We start from the raw sequence: 14,433 nt of genomic DNA on the forward strand, positions 1-14,433 counted from the left end.
CCGGTCAGCCTGCCGGCGGCACGGCCGCGCAACCGCGCAGGGCCGCGTCGTCGTTCAGGATCAGGTGAACCGGCGCGCCGAGGTCGTCCGACAGGGGAAAGGGCTGGGTGAAGACCTTCGCGAAACGCGGCTGCGCTGGGGGCTGCAGGATCGCGCGCGCGACGCTGCCGGCGAAGTAGATGCCGGAGTTCGGCAGGAAGGTCAGGAACAGGTCGCGGGCAAGGTGTCCCAGCAATTCGGCAATGTGGCCGCGAAAGCCGGAGGGGTCGCCGTCGCTTGCGCGGCGGCGGTGCCAGGCGTCCTGCATCCGCGCGAAACCTCGGCCCGAGAAACAGTCCTCGACCGTCGCCATCGCGGCGAGTTTGGGAAAGTCGGCGCGCAGGCGGTCGGCGATCAGGGCCGGAAGCGGGGTGTGGCCGTATTCGGCCGCCGGCGTGAGGACGGTGTCGCCGGCCATCAGCACGGGGCTCACGTTGAACCCGGTTCCGATGCCGATCACCAGCGCCTGACGCGACCCGGCGGGCGCGACCGCGTGGGCAGCGATCGTCGCGACGTCGCCTGCCCCCAGATGCGGCACGGCATGGCCCAGCGCGCCGAGGTCGTTCATCAGCATGACGGTCGCGCCGCCCAGCGTTTTTGCGATCCCGGCGGCGTCAACCTGCCAGTCGCGGTTGGTCAGGCGGGCGCGGCTGCCGGACACCGGGCCCGCAACGGCGATGACGGCCTCGGATACATCGGGGTGACCGATTCCGGTCCAATAATGTTCCAGCGCGGGCATGAAGCCGGTGAAGTCGTCATTCCGGAACGTCGCAACCCTGTCGGGGAGTACCTGCCCCCCGGGAACCACGCCGAACCGCAGGTTCGTGCCGCCGAGATCCGCGACCAGCCGCATCCTGATTCATCCCCTCGCTTGCCCGCCCGGGCATAGGACACCCTGCCCTCGGGGAAGGCAAGGCGCGGGCGCCGGGCGGCGGCGAGGTGCGGGCGGCGATCGGCGGCGGGTTTTCGGCGCCGCGACCGGCGGGCCGCCGGAAATTCAGCCGGCATAGCTGCGCACCAGCGCGCCCGCGATCAGCGACCACCCGTCGGCGAGGACGAAGAAGGCCAGCTTGAACGGCAAGGCCACCGTTGCGGGCGGCACCATCATCATGCCCATCGACATCAGGATCGCCGCCACCACGAGGTCGATGATCAGGAACGGCAGGAAGATCAGAAAGCCGATCTGGAAGGCGCGCGCGATTTCCGACAGCATGAACGAGGGCACCAGCACCGACAGCGGGGCGTCGGGCGACAGGCCGGCGATGCCCGCATCCGGGCGCAGATCGGCCATCGCAAGAAAGGTGTCGGGATCGACCCGGGCCGCCATGAAGGCGCGGAACGGGCGCATCGCAAGGTCCATCGCCGGCTCCACCGCCAGCGTTTCATCCAGCATCGGGCGGATGCCGGTTGCCCAGGCCTCGGCAAAGACCGGCTCCATGATGAAATAGGTGAGGAACAGGGCAAGGCTCACGATCAGCATGTTCGGCGGCGACTGCTGCAGGCCGATGCCCTGCCGCAGGATCGCCAGCACGGTGACCAGGAACGGGAAACAGGTGATCATGATGGCGATCCCGGGCGCAAGGCTCAGGACCGTGATCAGCAGGATCAGCTGGATCGACCGCGCCGACAGCGATCCGCCCTCGCCCAGCGACAGCGAAAGCTCCTGCGCGCCGGCGCCCGACGGCAACAGGCCGGCGGCAAGCGCCGCGGCGAGGGCCCAGGCGAAGGCGCGCATCAGCCGATGCCGCCCTTGAGATCGGTGATTTCGGTCAGGCGCACGGCCAGCTGCCCGGGTTGGTCGCCGCCAAGCTCCTCCAGCTGCCCGCGCGCCACCAGCTGGTCCCCGACATAGAGATCGACCGGATCCTCGATCCGCCTGTCGAGCGTCAGCACCGCATTTTCGCCCAGGCTCAAAAGGTCGCGGATCAGCGGGCGGGCGCGGCCCACGCAGACCGTGACCTCGATCGGAACCGCGTCGAAGGGGTTCGGCCTTTCGCCATTGGGTTTCCCGGTTTCACTCATGCGACGATCCCTGTCTTGCCTGATAGATGAACGCCTCCATCGCCTGTTCGATCGAGGCCAGCAAAGCCCTGCAGTCCAGCTCGCGCTCGGCGGCGCCCACCCGCAGGCGGGCCTGGCCTGGCAGCAGCGCCCGGTCCTCCGCCAGCCGCAGCGGCGCCGGAAACTCCCGCTCCAGCAGCGGCCCGAGTTCCGCGCTCGCCCCCGGCGGCACGGCCAGTTCGATGGGCTGGGCCATCTGGTCCTCGGCCATGGCCTGCAGCTGTTCGACGACATGCCGGCCGAAGCCCTGCGCCATCGTTTGCGGCAGCACCGTCCGGACGAGGCTTTGGAACATCGGCTCAAGCGACAGCGTCATCCGGGCCAGAGCCTCGTGATAGGTGAAGGAGAGATCCGCGAGGTTCCTGGAAAGGGCCGCCACGAACTGGCCCCGGTTTTCTTCCTGCGCGCTCAGGGCGTCCTCCCACCCGGCGGCATATCCCTTTTCGAACGCGGCCAGCCGCTCCTCCTCAAGGGCGTCCTCGCGCATCAGGTGCATCGTGCCGCCTGCGGGCGGGTCGGCGTCGAACCGCTCAAGGAGATGCGCGATTGTCATCGGGCCTTCTCCTCGCTCTCTTCCAGCCAGCTGCGCAGGATCTCGACGGTCTCTTCCTGCCTGTCGCCGATCATCGCCCGCAGCCTGTCCACGGCATTGCCGGACCCGGTCGCCGCAAGGGCCGGCAGCGCGCGTTGCCCGGCGGTCCGCCCCGGCCCGTCGGACGCCGCCACTTGACCCTGCGCGTCTTCCGGCGCGATCTCCCCGATCAGGACCGGGGATCCGGCCCGCGCCTCGGCGCCTTTGCGTCCCGCGGGCGGCGGCAGGGCGCGCGCGGCCCCCGGATTGGTCAGGATCGGCCGAATCACGAAAATCCCCAGAAACAGAGTCACAATTGCCAGCGTCGCCATCTGGATGAGCGACATCATGTCGAGGGGCAGCTTGTGCCAGATCGACGCCGCCGCCAGGGTGCCCTGCGGCTGGTGTGCCGGCAGTTTGAGCGACTTCAGGGTGATGACATCCCCGCGCTCGGCGTCGAAACCGACCGCCGAGGCCACCAGTTCGCCCAGCGCGTCGAGTTCCGCCTGCGGCAGGGGCTCGAACACATCCGCCCCGGCCTCATTTGGTTTCCGGATGCCATTTACCAGCACCGCGACGGTCAGGCGCCGGATCGCCCCCGGCGCCCGGTGCACCTCAAGCTCGGTTTCCGAGACCTCGTAGTTCACGCGTTCACGGGTCTGGCTGGCGGTGGAATTGGACTGGTCGCCGCCTGCCGCGTCGCCGTCCGGAAGGTTTGACGCCACGGTGACTTCGGAGGATTGGTTGCGGGAACTGTCCGACCGCTCCTCGACATCCGTGCTGATGGCGACGCGGGTGTCGGGGTCGATGCGCCGCTCGCGGATCGATTCGGTTTCGGTGACCGTATCGACGCTGACCTCGACCACCGCGTTGCCGGGCCCTACCCGCGCCTCCACCAGGCGCAGAACCCGCTCCCGGATCCGCTGCGCCTGGTCGTCGGTGCCGCCCGCCGCCGGATCCTGGGCGCCGATGACGGCGCCGTTCGAATCGATCACCGTGACGTTGTCCGGTTTCAGGCCGCTGACCGCCGAGGCGACCAGGTAGCGGATCGCGTTGGCCTGCGCCGGCGTGATCTGCCCGCCCGCCGGCACGACATAGACCGAGGCGGTCGGGGTCCCGGCGCGCTGGAACGCATGGGCGGTGCCGTTCGCGATATGCACCCGCGCCTGGCTGACATGCGGGCTGCCGACGATCGTGCGCGCAAGTTCCCCTTCCTTGGCGCGCCAATAGGCGGCGTCGAACATCTGCGACGTGGTGCCGAATCCGCTGAGCGAATCGAGAAGTTCGTACCCTTTCGTGCCGTTCGCCGGCAGGCCCTCGCTCGCCAGGGTCATGCGCAACTCGTCCCGTTTGGCCCCCGGCACGTAGATCGAGCCGCCGCGCACCTCGTAGGGCACGCCGCGCTGGTCCAGCGCGCTCACGATGTCGCCGGCCGCGCCGTTTTCCAGCCCGGCATAGAGCAGCGTCATCGAAGGCGCCGTCGCCAGGCGCGACATCGCCAGGATGCCCAGGAACACCGCCAGCGCAGTGCCTGCCGCCGTGATCCGCTTGCGCCTGTCCAAACCCGCCCAGACAGTCCTGATCTGCTGCACCTGCACCTCCGTCCCGCCGGCATTCTGCGCGGCCTGCCCCCTGTTTGAACGATGGCGCTTAACAATCGGTTAGCTCCTGCGGGGTTATGAATCGGCCGAACAGACAAGGAGGGTGACATGACCGACGCGACCGCCCAGGCGGACGAACCCGGAAGCAAATCCGGCAAGGCGGGACTGATCGTGGGGCTGGTGCTGGCGCTGGCCGGGGCGGCGGGCGGCTATGTCCTGGCGACCTCGGGCATGATTCCCTTCGGCGACCGGGCCGCGTCGCCCGATGCGCCGCCGGGCGCGACCCTTCCCGCCGTGGCTTTCGTGGACCTGGCGCCCATCATCGTCACCGTGAACTCGGGCGGCGAGGACCGGCACCTGAGATTTCATGCCCAGCTCGAAGTCGACGAACACCATGCGGCGGAGGTGGAAAGGATGCGCCCCCGGATCATGGACGTGCTGAACGGCTATCTCAGAGCGATCGAACCGGCCGATCTGCGGGACCCGCTCGCCCTGACCCGGCTGCGCGGGCACATGCTGCGCCGGATCGGCATCGTTCTGGGCGAAGGCAGGGTCCGCGACGTTCTGGTGATGGAATTCGTGCTGAACTAGGAGACGGGCTTGGAACTCATCGCGGATATTCTTCTGGTCGCGGGCGCTTCGGGGGCGGGGCTTTACTGTTTCGTGCTGGCGCGGCGGCTGAGGCGGTTCACCGATCTGGAAAAGGGGGTTGGCGGGGCGGTGGCGGTGCTGTCGTCGCAGGTGGACGAGCTCGACAAGTCGCTGGCCACGGCGCGGCAGGTTTCCGACCAGTCGACCTCGGCCCTGGAAAGCCTGACCGGACGCGCCGAAACCGTCGCCCACCGGCTGGAGCTGATCATGGCCTCGATGCACGACGTGCTGCCGAACGGCCCGCAGGAAGCGCCCGGGCAACCCCCGGAGGATCAGGAAACGGCAACCGCCGGCGGCCCGCTGTTCTTCCGGCACGACCACGGACAGGGCGAGGCAGGGTGATGGAAGTTTCCGGCAAATCCGACCCGTCGCCGCGGACGCGCGGCGGGGCGCTGCTTGTGATCGCCGCGCTCATGATCGGTTCGGCCCTCATCCGTGTCGGGGTGCAGGCCGGACCCGCCTTTGCCCGCGACGCGTCGGAACCCGGCACGGATGAGGGCGCCGGCGCAAGCGCGCCCCCCGCGTCGCAGAACGCGGATCTGAACCGTTTGCTGCAGGACCTTTTGCGGCGCGAAGTCGCCGTCAAACGCCAGGAGACGGACCTGGAGGAACGTATGAAGGCGCTTCAGATCGCCGACCGGGCCATCGAAGGCCGGCTGTCGGCGCTGGTGGCGGCGGAAGAGGCGCTGAGGTCCACGTTGGCCCTGGCCGATGTCGCGGCCGAGAACGACCTCGCGCGCCTGACGGATGTCTACGAGACCATGAAGCCGAAAGAGGCCGCGGCCCTGTTCGAGGAAATGGATCCCAGTTTCGCCGCCGGGTTCCTGGCCCGCATGCCGCCCGAAGCGGCGGCGGGCGTCATGGCCGGGCTGAGCCCGCAGGCGGCCTATACGATCAGCGTTGTGCTGGCCGGCCGCAACGCTTCGGCGCCAAAAGAGTAGGGTCTTGGCGATGCCAGCAGTCAGCTTTGCCGGAGAACGGACATGATCGGGATCATCGGAATCGTCGTCATTTTCGCAATGGTCTTCGGCGGCTATCTGGCGGCAGGCGGCAAGATGGCGATCATCCTGAATTCGCTGCCTTTCGAGTTGATGATGATCGGCGGCGCGGCGCTGGGCGCGTTTCTGATCAGCAACGACATGGGCAGCGTCAAGCATACGCTCAAGGATATCGGCAAGGTCTTCAAGGGGCCGAAATGGAAACCCGAGGACTACCGGGACCTGTTGTGCCTGCTGTTCTCGCTGATCCGCATCGCCCGCGCCAACCCGGTCGAGGTCGAACCACATATCGAGGATCCGGCGAATTCGCCGCTTTTCTCGCGCTACCCGCGGATCCAGGCCGACCGCGAGGCGGTCGAACTGATCTGCGACACCATGCGCGCCGCCGCGATGAATTACGACGATCCGCACCAGGTCGAGGTGGTGCTGGAAAAACGGATGGAAGCGCATTTCCGGCGGGCGATGCATTCGAGTCACGCGCTCCAGACGGCAGCCGACGGGCTGCCGGCGCTGGGGATCGTCGCCGCCGTGCTGGGCGTGATCAAGACCATGGGGTCGATCGATCAGCCGCCTGAAATCCTAGGAAAACTCATCGGCGGGGCGCTGGTCGGAACGTTTCTCGGCGTGTTTCTCGCCTATGGCCTGGTCGGACCCTTCGCCGGCAAGCTGAAGGCCGTGGTCGAGGAGGACGACCATTTCTACCAGCTCATCAAGGAGGTTCTGGTCGCCAACCTGCACAACCACAACGCCGCCATGTGCATCGAGGTCGGCCGGCAGAACACGCCTGCGCACAACCGCCCCGGATTCACGGAACTGGAAAGCGCCCTCAAGGAACTCAGGCAGGCGGCGGCATGATCGGCAGGCTGGCGGCATCCGTTCTGCTTCTGCTGGCCGGTCCGGCAACCGCGCAGGAGATCCGGGTGCGGTCGGGCGAACATGCCGGTTTCACCCGGCTGGTGTTCCGGGTTCCGGCCGGGACGGAATGGCAATTGACGCCCCGCCCGCGTGGCGCACGGCTGGCCGTCGGGCTGGAGAACACGGTTTTCGTCACCGATGGCGTGCATGACCGTCTGTCGCGCGGCCGCCTGGGGTCTCTGCGGCAGGAAAGCCCCGGCGCCGCGCTGGAGATGGCGTTTTCCTGCGACTGCGCCGCGACCGGGTTCCTGCATGACCGCACCATGATCGTGGTGGACATCGCCGTGGGAACCGTTCTTGACCGGGCCCTCGATGCGGGTGCCGCGAACACGCCCCTGCAGGGGCCGCCGCCCTGCATCACGGACGCGGCGCTGGGTTTCGCGGCCTGGTCCGACGGCGCCCCTTTTGCCGAACAGGTTGCAACCGCGCGGCGGGGCATGTTCCTGGAATTCGACCGCCTCGACCGGAATCAGGCTCTGAAACTGGCCAAAACCTATGCCTATTTCGGTTTTGGCGCCGAAGCGATGCAGGTTCTGGCCTTCATCGATCCGCCGCCCGGCGAAGCGCCTGTGGTCAAGGCGATCGCGGCGGCGATGGAAGGCGAGGGCCGACAGGACGGAACGGCCTTTGCCGGCATGCAGACCTGCGACGGCGATGCCGCGCTCTGGGCCGTGCTGGCGGAAGCCAGGCTGGACGGCGTTGCCGAAACCGGTCCCATCGAACAAGCCTTCGCCCGGCTGCCCGATCATCTGAGGGGGCATTTCGGTCCGACCTTGTCGGAACGGATGACCGAGGCCGGCCACCTTGAAGCGGCGCGTCGGATCCTGCGCTCGGTCGCGCGCAGCGGGTTCGAAACGCGCGCCGACGTTGCCCTGGCCGAGGCGGGCCTGGCCGCGGCGGCAGACGACGCCGAAGCGGACGAAAACCGGCTGACGGAGGTGGTGACGTCGCAGGACGCCTCGGCCAAGGCGCCCCTTGCCCTGGCCCGGCTGATCGGCCGGCGCTGGTCCGAACGCGGCACGATGACCGAGGCCGAGATGGAACTGGCTGCTGGTTTCGCCCTGGAATACCGCCGCTCGGAAATCGGCCCGATGCTGGCGCTGGCTCATGCGCTGGCGCTGGCGCTGAACCTGGAGTTCGACCGGGCGCGGGACTTGCTGGCGCGCCACAAAGCGGGCGAGCCCGATGGAGAATGGGCGAAAACCCAGGACCGCGTGGCGATGCTGCTGGCGGAACGGGCCGACGACGTCACCTTCCTGAGCCATGCCACGGGGTTCGATGCGGAACAGGTGGCGGCGCTGTCCCCGAAAACCGCGGTCACAATCTCCGAACGGATGATCGCGCTCGGGTTTCCGTCATCCGCGTTGTCCCTTGTCGATCGCTCCAGCGGCCGATACCCGCGGCAGGCGGCAATGCTGGCCCGCGCCCGGGCGGCGCTGGCGGCGGGGCGGCCGCATCTGGCGCTGCTCGAACTCGAAGCCGAGGACGGCGCCGAGGCGCTTCGCCTGCGCGCCGAGGCCACATCCGCGACCGGCGAGCATCGGGCGGCGGCGGAATTGCTGCTCGAGGCGGGCGAGCCGGAGGCGGCCGCGCGGCATCTGTGGCTGGCGGAGGCGTGGGAGGAGGCAGCCGAAATCGCGAGTGGCCGATACGGCACGGTTTCACGCCTCAGCCGCGACCTGGCGGCGGAGCCCGAGCGCAGCCCGGCGACGCCCCTGGCGGATGCCGGGAACCTGCTGGCCGACAGCGGCCGGGTACGCGAAACCATCGCCGAACTGCTGGGGGCCTTGGCGCAGGAAACGCCGCCGGCTGACGGGTCATGACGCCGCCGGATGCGGAAAACCGCGTCTGCGGCGGGATCAACGCGTCGGTTTCGTGCCGAAATGTCGCCCCCGGGACAGATGGCGGCCCGGCGCGGTGCGACGCTTGCGCCATGAGAGGGATCGTTCCGAAATCGCTGCTCCGCCGGGCGACCGGCGCCGATCTGGTTGCGTTGCAAGCGGGTGACTGACCCGCTGCCTTCCCAAAACGCAACCTTCGGAACCTCACATGACACCAACACCTGCGCTGCGCCTGGCCGTCGATATCGGCGGCACATTCACCGATACGGTTCTGGTGGAGGGAACCGCGAACATTCTGGCCTCGACCAAGACGCTCACGACCCACGGCAATCCGGCCGAGGGCGCGATGGAGGGCGTCCAGCGGGTTCTGGCGCAATCGGGTCGCCGGGCGGAGCAGGTGGCGGGCTTCATCCACGGCACCACCCTGGCGACGAATGCCCTGATCGAGCGGCGCGGCGCGCACGTCGTCACGGTCACGACCGAAGGTTTCCGCGACATCCTGGAAATCGCCTATGAACGGCGATACGCGCAATACGACATCAACCTGGAAAAGCCCGACCTGCTGGTGCCGCGCGAAAGGGCCCTGACCATCCGCGAAAGGATGTCGTCCGAGGGCGAGGTTCTGATCCCCCTCGATGACGCGGCCATCGACCGGCTGGCGGCGGAGATCGAGACCAGCCGCGCCGAGGCCGTCGCGATCTGCCTGCTACACGCCTATGCGAACCCGGCGCATGAAAGGCGGCTGCGCGACGCCCTGTCGGACCGGTGTCCGGGGCTGAAACTGTCGATTTCCAGCGAGGTCAGCCCCGAAGCGCGCGAGTTCGACCGGCTTTGCACGACGGTTGCCAACGCCTATATCCAGCCGCTGATGCAAGGGTACCTGACTCGCTTCGCCCAGAGCTTTCGCGACGCGGGCGTCGCCTGCCCGATCCTGATGATGACCGCGGGCGGCGGCATGTGTTCCATCGACAGCGCCAAGCGGTTCCCCGTCCGGCTGGTGGAATCCGGTCCCGCAGGCGGCGCCATCCTGGCGGCCCGGATCGCCGCGCAGGCCGGGCTGGAACAGGTCGTATCCTTCGACATGGGCGGCACCACCGCCAAGCTCTGCCTGATCGACAGGGCGCGCCCGCAGACCGCCCGGCAGTTCGAGATCGCGCGGGCGGCGCGCTTCATCAAGGGGTCGGGGATGCCGGTGCGGATCCCGGTGATCGAGATGATCGAGATCGGCGCGGGCGGAGGATCGATCGCCGCGGTGGACCGGCTGGGGCGCCTGACGGTGGGGCCCAGAAGCGCGGGCTCGGAACCCGGGCCGGTCGCCTTTGGCCGCGGCGGGAGCGAGCCGACGGTCACCGACAGCGACATCGCGCTGGGCTACATTCAGCCCGACCGGTTCGCCGAAGGTTTTATCCGCATCGCCCGCGATGCGGCGGAAAAGGCTCTAACAAAGGCAATCGGCGGCGGGCTTGCGATATGCGGGACCGAGGCCGCCGATGGCGTCAGCCGGATCGTGGACGAGAACATGGCCAGCGCGGGCCGGATGCACGCGGTGGAATCGGGCAAGGATCTGGGCGCGCGGACGATGATCGCCTTTGGCGGCAACGGCCCCTTGCACGCGACCCGGGTGGCGCGGGCCGCCGGGGTGAACCGGATCGTTATCCCGCCGAACCCGGGCGTCGGCTCGGCCGTCGGCTTCCTGTTCGCGCCGGTGAGTTTCGAGGTCATCCGCAGCCGCTACAGCCTGCTCGACCGGCTCGACCTGGACGCGGTGAACGCGGTGTTCGCCGCCATGATCGAAGAGGCGGCGGCGGTCGTGGCCCAGGGGTCGGGCGGCGCGGCAACCCTGACCCGGCGCAGCGCCTTCATGCGCTATCACGGGCAGGGGCACGAGATCGAAATCGGCCTGCCCGACAGGCCGCTGACCGTGGACGACATCGAACCGCTGCGAACGGCGTTCGAGGAGGAATACCGCCGCCAGTTCTCGCGCCCCGTGCCGGGGATGCAGATCGAGATCCTGAACTGGGCGGTGCGCGTCGCGACGCCTGACCTGCCGGCGCCAAGGCTGCCGGACACCGCGCAGGGCAGGCCCGCAACTCCGGCGGAACACCGGCCGATCATCTGCGATCTGGACGGGCGCACGGTGCAGGCCGGTCTCTACCTGCGCGAGAACCTGTCGCCCGGAGACCGGATCGACGGGCCGGCCCTGATCACCGAACCGCAGACGACGACGCTGATTTCGGCGGATTTCAGCGCCGAGGTCGACGGCATCGGCAACCTGATCCTGACCCGCACAGCGATGGGAGCGGTGCAATGACCAGTCTTTCCCCTGCCCGCCTGCAAGTGATGTGGAACCGCCTTTTGGCCGTTGTCGAGGAGCAGGGCCAGACCCTGATCCGCGCCGCCTTCTCGCCGATCGTGCGGGAATGCGGCGACATCTCGGCCGGCATCTTCGACGCCGAAGGCCGGATGCTGGCGCAGGCGGTGACCGGCACGCCGGGCCATATCAACACGATGGCCGCGGCGGTCATGCACCTGCGGGAACGCTTTCCTGTACAGGACATGAAGCCGGGCGACATCTACATGACCAACGATCCCTGGCTGGCCTCGGGGCATCTGAACGATTTCCTGCTGATGATGCCGGCCTTTCACCGCGGCAAGGTGGTGGGCTTCACCGCCTGCACCTCGCATCTGGTCGATCTGGGCGGTCTGGGAATGGGCCCCGAGGGATCGGACATCTATGACGAAGGGCTGCTGATTCCGCCCTGCAAGCTGGTCGATCGGGGCGAGCTGAACGGGCTGCTGATGGACATCGTCCGCGCCAATTCGCGCGAGCCGATCGCCAACGAGGGCGACATCTACGCCCTGATCGCCTGCTGCGAGGCCGGGGTGAAACGCCTGACCGGCATGATGGAGGAGTTCGGTCTCGACGATCTGGACGAGCTGGGCCGCTACATCATCGACACGTCGCGCCGGGGTACGCTGGCGGCCATCGCCGAGGTGCCGCCCGGCACCTACCGGAACATGCTGAGGATGGACGGCTACGAGGCCGAGCTTGAGCTTCATGCGGCGCTGACCGTGACCGGCACCGGCATGCATGTCGATTTCACCGGCACTTCGGGCTGTTCGCGCAAGGGCATCAACGTGCCGCTCAACTATGCCACCGCCTACACCGTCTTTGCCCTGCGCTGCATCGTCGGGCCCGACATTCCCAACAATGCCGGGTCGCTGGAGCCGTTCACCGTGGACGGCCCGCCGGGCTGCATCCTGAACGCGCAGCGCCCGGTGCCGGTGGCGATGCGGCATACGCTGGGACAGGTGACGCCGGACCTGGTGCTGGGCTGCCTGCATCAGGCGCTGCCCGACAAGGTTCCAGCCGAGGGCGCGTCCTGCATGTTCGACCTGCCGATGCGCCACGCGCCCGAGGTGGCGGCGCGGGGCGGGCGCGCCTTCGCCATCGAGCCGGTGCACAATGGCGGCACCGGCGCGCGACCCCATGCCGACGGCCTGTCCGCCACAGCCTACCCGTCGGGCGTCTACGGCAGCCAGGTCGAGATCACCGAAAGCGTGGCCCCTGTGACCATCTGGAGGCGAGAGCTGCGCCCCGATTCCGGGGGCGCGGGCCGGTATCGCGGCGGGCTGGGGCAGCGGATCGAGATGACCTCGGCAAACGATGCGCCCTTCCTGGTGTTCCTGTCGGTGGAGCGGCTGAAGTTTCCCGCCCTCGGTCGGGCCGGCGGCCTGCCCGGCGCGCCGGGCCGGATCCGCATCGCGGGACGGCAAGGCGACATCCCCGGCAAGGGAGAGCTGCGGGTGGAACCCGGCGACCGGCTGATCTTTGAGACACCGGGCGGCGGCGGTTTCGGACCACCCGGGGAACGGGACCCGCGGGCGCTGGCGCTGGACCTGGAACGCGGCCTCGTCACCGAGGACGGGGCCGGGCCGTACCGGGCCGCGCCATGATCCCGCCCCTGCCCCATATCGCCGCCATGTCGCCTTATGCGCTGGCCGATCTAGGCGGCCCGCGGACCGTCTCGCTGGCGCAGAACGAAAGCGCCTTTGCGCCAAGCCCCGCGGCGGTTGCGGCGGCGCAGGCCGCGCAGGCGAACCTGGCTTTGTACCCCGATCCGGACTGGAGCGACCTGCGCGCCGCCATAGCGGATGTCCATCGCGTCGATCCGGCGCGCATCCTGTGCGGCGCCGGGTCGATGGAGCTGATCGGCTGCCTGATCCACGCCTATGCAGGCCCGGAATCTTCCGTGTTAGGGACTGAATTCGGCTATGCCTTCGCCCGCACGGCGGCCGCACAGGCGCGGGCGGAATACCATGCCGCCCCCGAAGCCGAGCTGACCGTTTCGGTCGACAACATCCTGTCGGCTATGCGCCCGGACACGCGGATCGTGTTCCTGTGCAACCCCGGCAACCCGACCGGCACCCTGATTCCCAATTCCGAGATCCTGCGCCTGCGCAACGCGCTGCCCGGGACGGTGCTGCTGGTCGTCGATCAGGCCTATGCCGAGTTTTCCGACGCGCTGGAGCCGCCCTCCGAGATCTTCGCGCTGGCCGAACGCGGCGACACGGTGATCCTGCGCACATTCTCCAAGGCCTATGGCCTGGCCGGGGCGCGGGCGGGTTGGGGGTATTTCCCTCCGGATGTCGCGGGGCAGGTGCGGAAACTGCTGAACCCCAACAATATCGCCGCCGCCTCGCAGGCCGCCGCCGCGGCGGCGATGCGTGATCAGGACCACATGCGCGGCACCGTCGCCCGAACCGCCGAGATCCGCGACCGGTTCGCTGCGCAAATGCGTGTTCTCGGGCTGGAGGTGCCGGCCGCGCACACCAATTTCGTGCTGCTGCGCTTTGCCTCGGCCGAGGTCGCGCGCCGCGCCGATGCGGCATTGCGGGCCGAGCACCTGCTGATGCGCGGCATGGGCGGCTACGGCCTGCCCGATTGCCTGCGTGCCACGATCTGCGCCGGGCAGATCATGGACCGCGCCCATGACGTTCTGAAAGGAGTGCAGCGATGACCGCGCCCCGAACCCTCGCCAGGATCGGCGTTCTGGTGCCCTTTACCAACACCAACCTGGAACCCGACCTTGAACTGATGCGCCCGCCCGGCACCACGCTGCATTTCCAGCGCCTCGGCGGCTATGACGTGGACGAGATCCCCGGGGCCGAGCAGATGGCGGGGCTGGGCGCCGCGGACATCGGCCATGACCTGCGCATGATCGCGGGCGTGCGGCCGGCGGCCGTTCTGTACGGCTGCACCTCGGCCACGCTGACGCACGGACCCGCCTTCGACGCCGATCTGGCCGCGCGGATCAAGGCCGGGTCGGGTGCGCTGTCGCTGACCGCCGCCGGGTCGCTGGTGGCCGCGATCCACGCCCTGGAAGCGACCAGGGTGGGGTTCTCGTCGCCCTATGTCGGCGAGATCAACGATCAGGCGGTGGAGTTTCTGGCCCGGAACGTCGTCGAGACCGTGGCCCGCGCCGATATCGGCCGCGAACTGGGCAATTACGGCCAGGGCGAACTGACGCCGGACGAGGTGTTCGACCTCGCCTGCCGGGCGGATCACCCGACCGCGCAGGCCATCGTGCTGAGCTGCACCGACATGCGCTCGGTCGAAGCGGTCGGGCGGATCGAAGCGGCGCTGGGCAAGCCGGTCGTGACCTCGAACCAGGCGATGATGTTCTGCCTGATGCGGGCGCTGAACCTGCCGCGCCACGATCGCTTGCCCGGCCGCCTGTTCGATCGTCTATAAC

General features: G+C 68.8%; 14 protein-coding genes. 9 read left to right on the top strand and 5 right to left on the bottom strand.

All coding sequences use genetic code 11. From position 1 onward, the window contains the following. Positions 1-4: 4 nt before the first annotated feature. The 5 genes from FGK63_RS12035 to fliF all read right to left on the bottom strand — a co-directional run bounded on the left by FGK63_RS12035 (position 5) and on the right by fliF (position 4,263). The gene (locus FGK63_RS12035) at positions 5-892 is read right to left on the bottom strand and encodes a glucokinase (protein WP_138842533.1); all 888 of its coding nucleotides are present in this window, start codon (positions 890-892) and stop codon (positions 5-7) included. Positions 893-1,036: 144 nt separating this feature from the next. Next, the gene (fliP, locus tag FGK63_RS12040; RefSeq protein ID WP_138842535.1) at positions 1,037-1,774 is read right to left on the bottom strand and encodes a flagellar type III secretion system pore protein FliP; all 738 of its coding nucleotides are present in this window, start codon (positions 1,772-1,774) and stop codon (positions 1,037-1,039) included. Next, positions 1,774-2,061: a FliM/FliN family flagellar motor switch protein gene (locus FGK63_RS12045; RefSeq protein ID WP_138842537.1), complete on the bottom strand. Its 288-nt coding sequence runs from the start codon at positions 2,059-2,061 to the stop codon at positions 1,774-1,776. The genes fliP and FGK63_RS12045 overlap by 1 nt, the downstream gene beginning before the upstream one ends. Next, positions 2,054-2,653 carry a FliH/SctL family protein gene (locus FGK63_RS12050; protein ID WP_138842539.1) on the bottom strand — a complete coding sequence of 200 codons (600 nt, stop codon included), beginning with the start codon at positions 2,651-2,653 and terminating at the stop codon, positions 2,054-2,056. The genes FGK63_RS12045 and FGK63_RS12050 overlap by 8 nt, the downstream gene beginning before the upstream one ends. Then, on the bottom strand, positions 2,650-4,263 hold the full coding sequence (fliF, locus tag FGK63_RS12055; protein WP_138842541.1) for a flagellar basal-body MS-ring/collar protein FliF: 1,614 nt from the start codon (positions 4,261-4,263) through the stop codon (positions 2,650-2,652). Before fliF ends, FGK63_RS12050 begins: the two co-directional genes overlap by 4 nt. A 117-nt stretch (positions 4,264-4,380) precedes the next feature. Here fliF and FGK63_RS12060 point away from each other — a divergent pair, with 117 nt between their 5' ends. From FGK63_RS12060 to FGK63_RS12100, 9 genes are all read left to right on the top strand, one after another. Further along, positions 4,381-4,863 (top strand): flagellar basal body-associated FliL family protein, encoded by a 483-nt coding sequence (locus tag FGK63_RS12060; protein WP_138842543.1) that lies wholly within the window; start codon positions 4,381-4,383, stop codon positions 4,861-4,863. A gap of 9 nt (positions 4,864-4,872) precedes the next feature. After that, the gene (locus FGK63_RS12065) at positions 4,873-5,265 is read left to right on the top strand and encodes a hypothetical protein (RefSeq protein ID WP_138842546.1); all 393 of its coding nucleotides are present in this window, start codon (positions 4,873-4,875) and stop codon (positions 5,263-5,265) included. After that, positions 5,265-5,864 carry a MotE family protein gene (locus FGK63_RS12070; RefSeq protein WP_246044020.1) on the top strand — a complete coding sequence of 200 codons (600 nt, stop codon included), beginning with the start codon at positions 5,265-5,267 and terminating at the stop codon, positions 5,862-5,864. The genes FGK63_RS12065 and FGK63_RS12070 overlap by 1 nt, the downstream gene beginning before the upstream one ends. Positions 5,865-5,906: 42 nt before the next feature. Beyond that, on the top strand, positions 5,907-6,776 hold the full coding sequence (motA, locus tag FGK63_RS12075) for a flagellar motor stator protein MotA (RefSeq protein WP_138842548.1): 870 nt from the start codon (positions 5,907-5,909) through the stop codon (positions 6,774-6,776). Beyond that, a complete protein-coding gene (locus FGK63_RS12080; protein WP_138842550.1) occupies positions 6,773-8,659 on the top strand; it encodes a hypothetical protein in 1,887 nt (628 codons plus the stop codon). The genes motA and FGK63_RS12080 overlap by 4 nt, the downstream gene beginning before the upstream one ends. 226 nt (positions 8,660-8,885) lie before the next feature. After that, positions 8,886-10,988 (top strand): hydantoinase/oxoprolinase family protein, encoded by a 2,103-nt coding sequence (locus FGK63_RS12085; RefSeq protein ID WP_138842552.1) that lies wholly within the window; start codon positions 8,886-8,888, stop codon positions 10,986-10,988. Then, positions 10,985-12,634, top strand: coding sequence for a hydantoinase B/oxoprolinase family protein (locus tag FGK63_RS12090; protein ID WP_138842554.1), 1,650 nt, complete (start codon positions 10,985-10,987; stop codon positions 12,632-12,634). Before FGK63_RS12085 ends, FGK63_RS12090 begins: the two co-directional genes overlap by 4 nt. Further along, entirely contained in the window at positions 12,631-13,698 is a 1,068-nt protein-coding gene (locus FGK63_RS12095) for a pyridoxal phosphate-dependent aminotransferase (protein WP_138842556.1), read from the top strand. The genes FGK63_RS12090 and FGK63_RS12095 overlap by 4 nt, the downstream gene beginning before the upstream one ends. Further along, complete coding sequence (locus tag FGK63_RS12100; protein WP_138842558.1) at positions 13,695-14,432, top strand: maleate cis-trans isomerase family protein; 738 nt, start codon at positions 13,695-13,697, stop codon at positions 14,430-14,432. The genes FGK63_RS12095 and FGK63_RS12100 overlap by 4 nt, the downstream gene beginning before the upstream one ends. Position 14,433 lies beyond the last annotated feature (1 nt).

It is taken from the genome of Ruegeria sediminis (genome assembly GCF_005938215.1).
GTDB classification, from domain to species: Bacteria; Pseudomonadota; Alphaproteobacteria; order Rhodobacterales; family Rhodobacteraceae; genus Ruegeria; species Ruegeria sediminis.

Bases quoted from the DNA above. Each gene is read 5' to 3' on its own strand.
- FGK63_RS12035 (WP_138842533.1), bottom strand. From the start codon at position 892: ATGCGGCTGGTCGCGGATCTCGGCGGCACGAACCTGCGGTTCGGCGTG.
- fliP (WP_138842535.1), bottom strand. From the start codon at position 1,774: ATGCGCGCCTTCGCCTGGGCCCTCGCCGCGGCGCTTGCCGCCGGCCTG.
- FGK63_RS12045 (WP_138842537.1), bottom strand. From the start codon at position 2,061: ATGAGTGAAACCGGGAAACCCAATGGCGAAAGGCCGAACCCCTTCGAC.
- FGK63_RS12050 (WP_138842539.1), bottom strand. From the start codon at position 2,653: ATGACAATCGCGCATCTCCTTGAGCGGTTCGACGCCGACCCGCCCGCA.
- FGK63_RS12060 (WP_138842543.1), top strand. From the start codon at position 4,381: ATGACCGACGCGACCGCCCAGGCGGACGAACCCGGAAGCAAATCCGGC.
- FGK63_RS12070 (WP_246044020.1), top strand. From the start codon at position 5,265: ATGGAAGTTTCCGGCAAATCCGACCCGTCGCCGCGGACGCGCGGCGGG.
- motA (WP_138842548.1), top strand. From the start codon at position 5,907: ATGATCGGGATCATCGGAATCGTCGTCATTTTCGCAATGGTCTTCGGC.
- FGK63_RS12080 (WP_138842550.1), top strand. From the start codon at position 6,773: ATGATCGGCAGGCTGGCGGCATCCGTTCTGCTTCTGCTGGCCGGTCCG.
- FGK63_RS12085 (WP_138842552.1), top strand. From the start codon at position 8,886: ATGACACCAACACCTGCGCTGCGCCTGGCCGTCGATATCGGCGGCACA.
- FGK63_RS12090 (WP_138842554.1), top strand. From the start codon at position 10,985: ATGACCAGTCTTTCCCCTGCCCGCCTGCAAGTGATGTGGAACCGCCTT.
- FGK63_RS12095 (WP_138842556.1), top strand. From the start codon at position 12,631: ATGATCCCGCCCCTGCCCCATATCGCCGCCATGTCGCCTTATGCGCTG.
- FGK63_RS12100 (WP_138842558.1), top strand. From the start codon at position 13,695: ATGACCGCGCCCCGAACCCTCGCCAGGATCGGCGTTCTGGTGCCCTTT.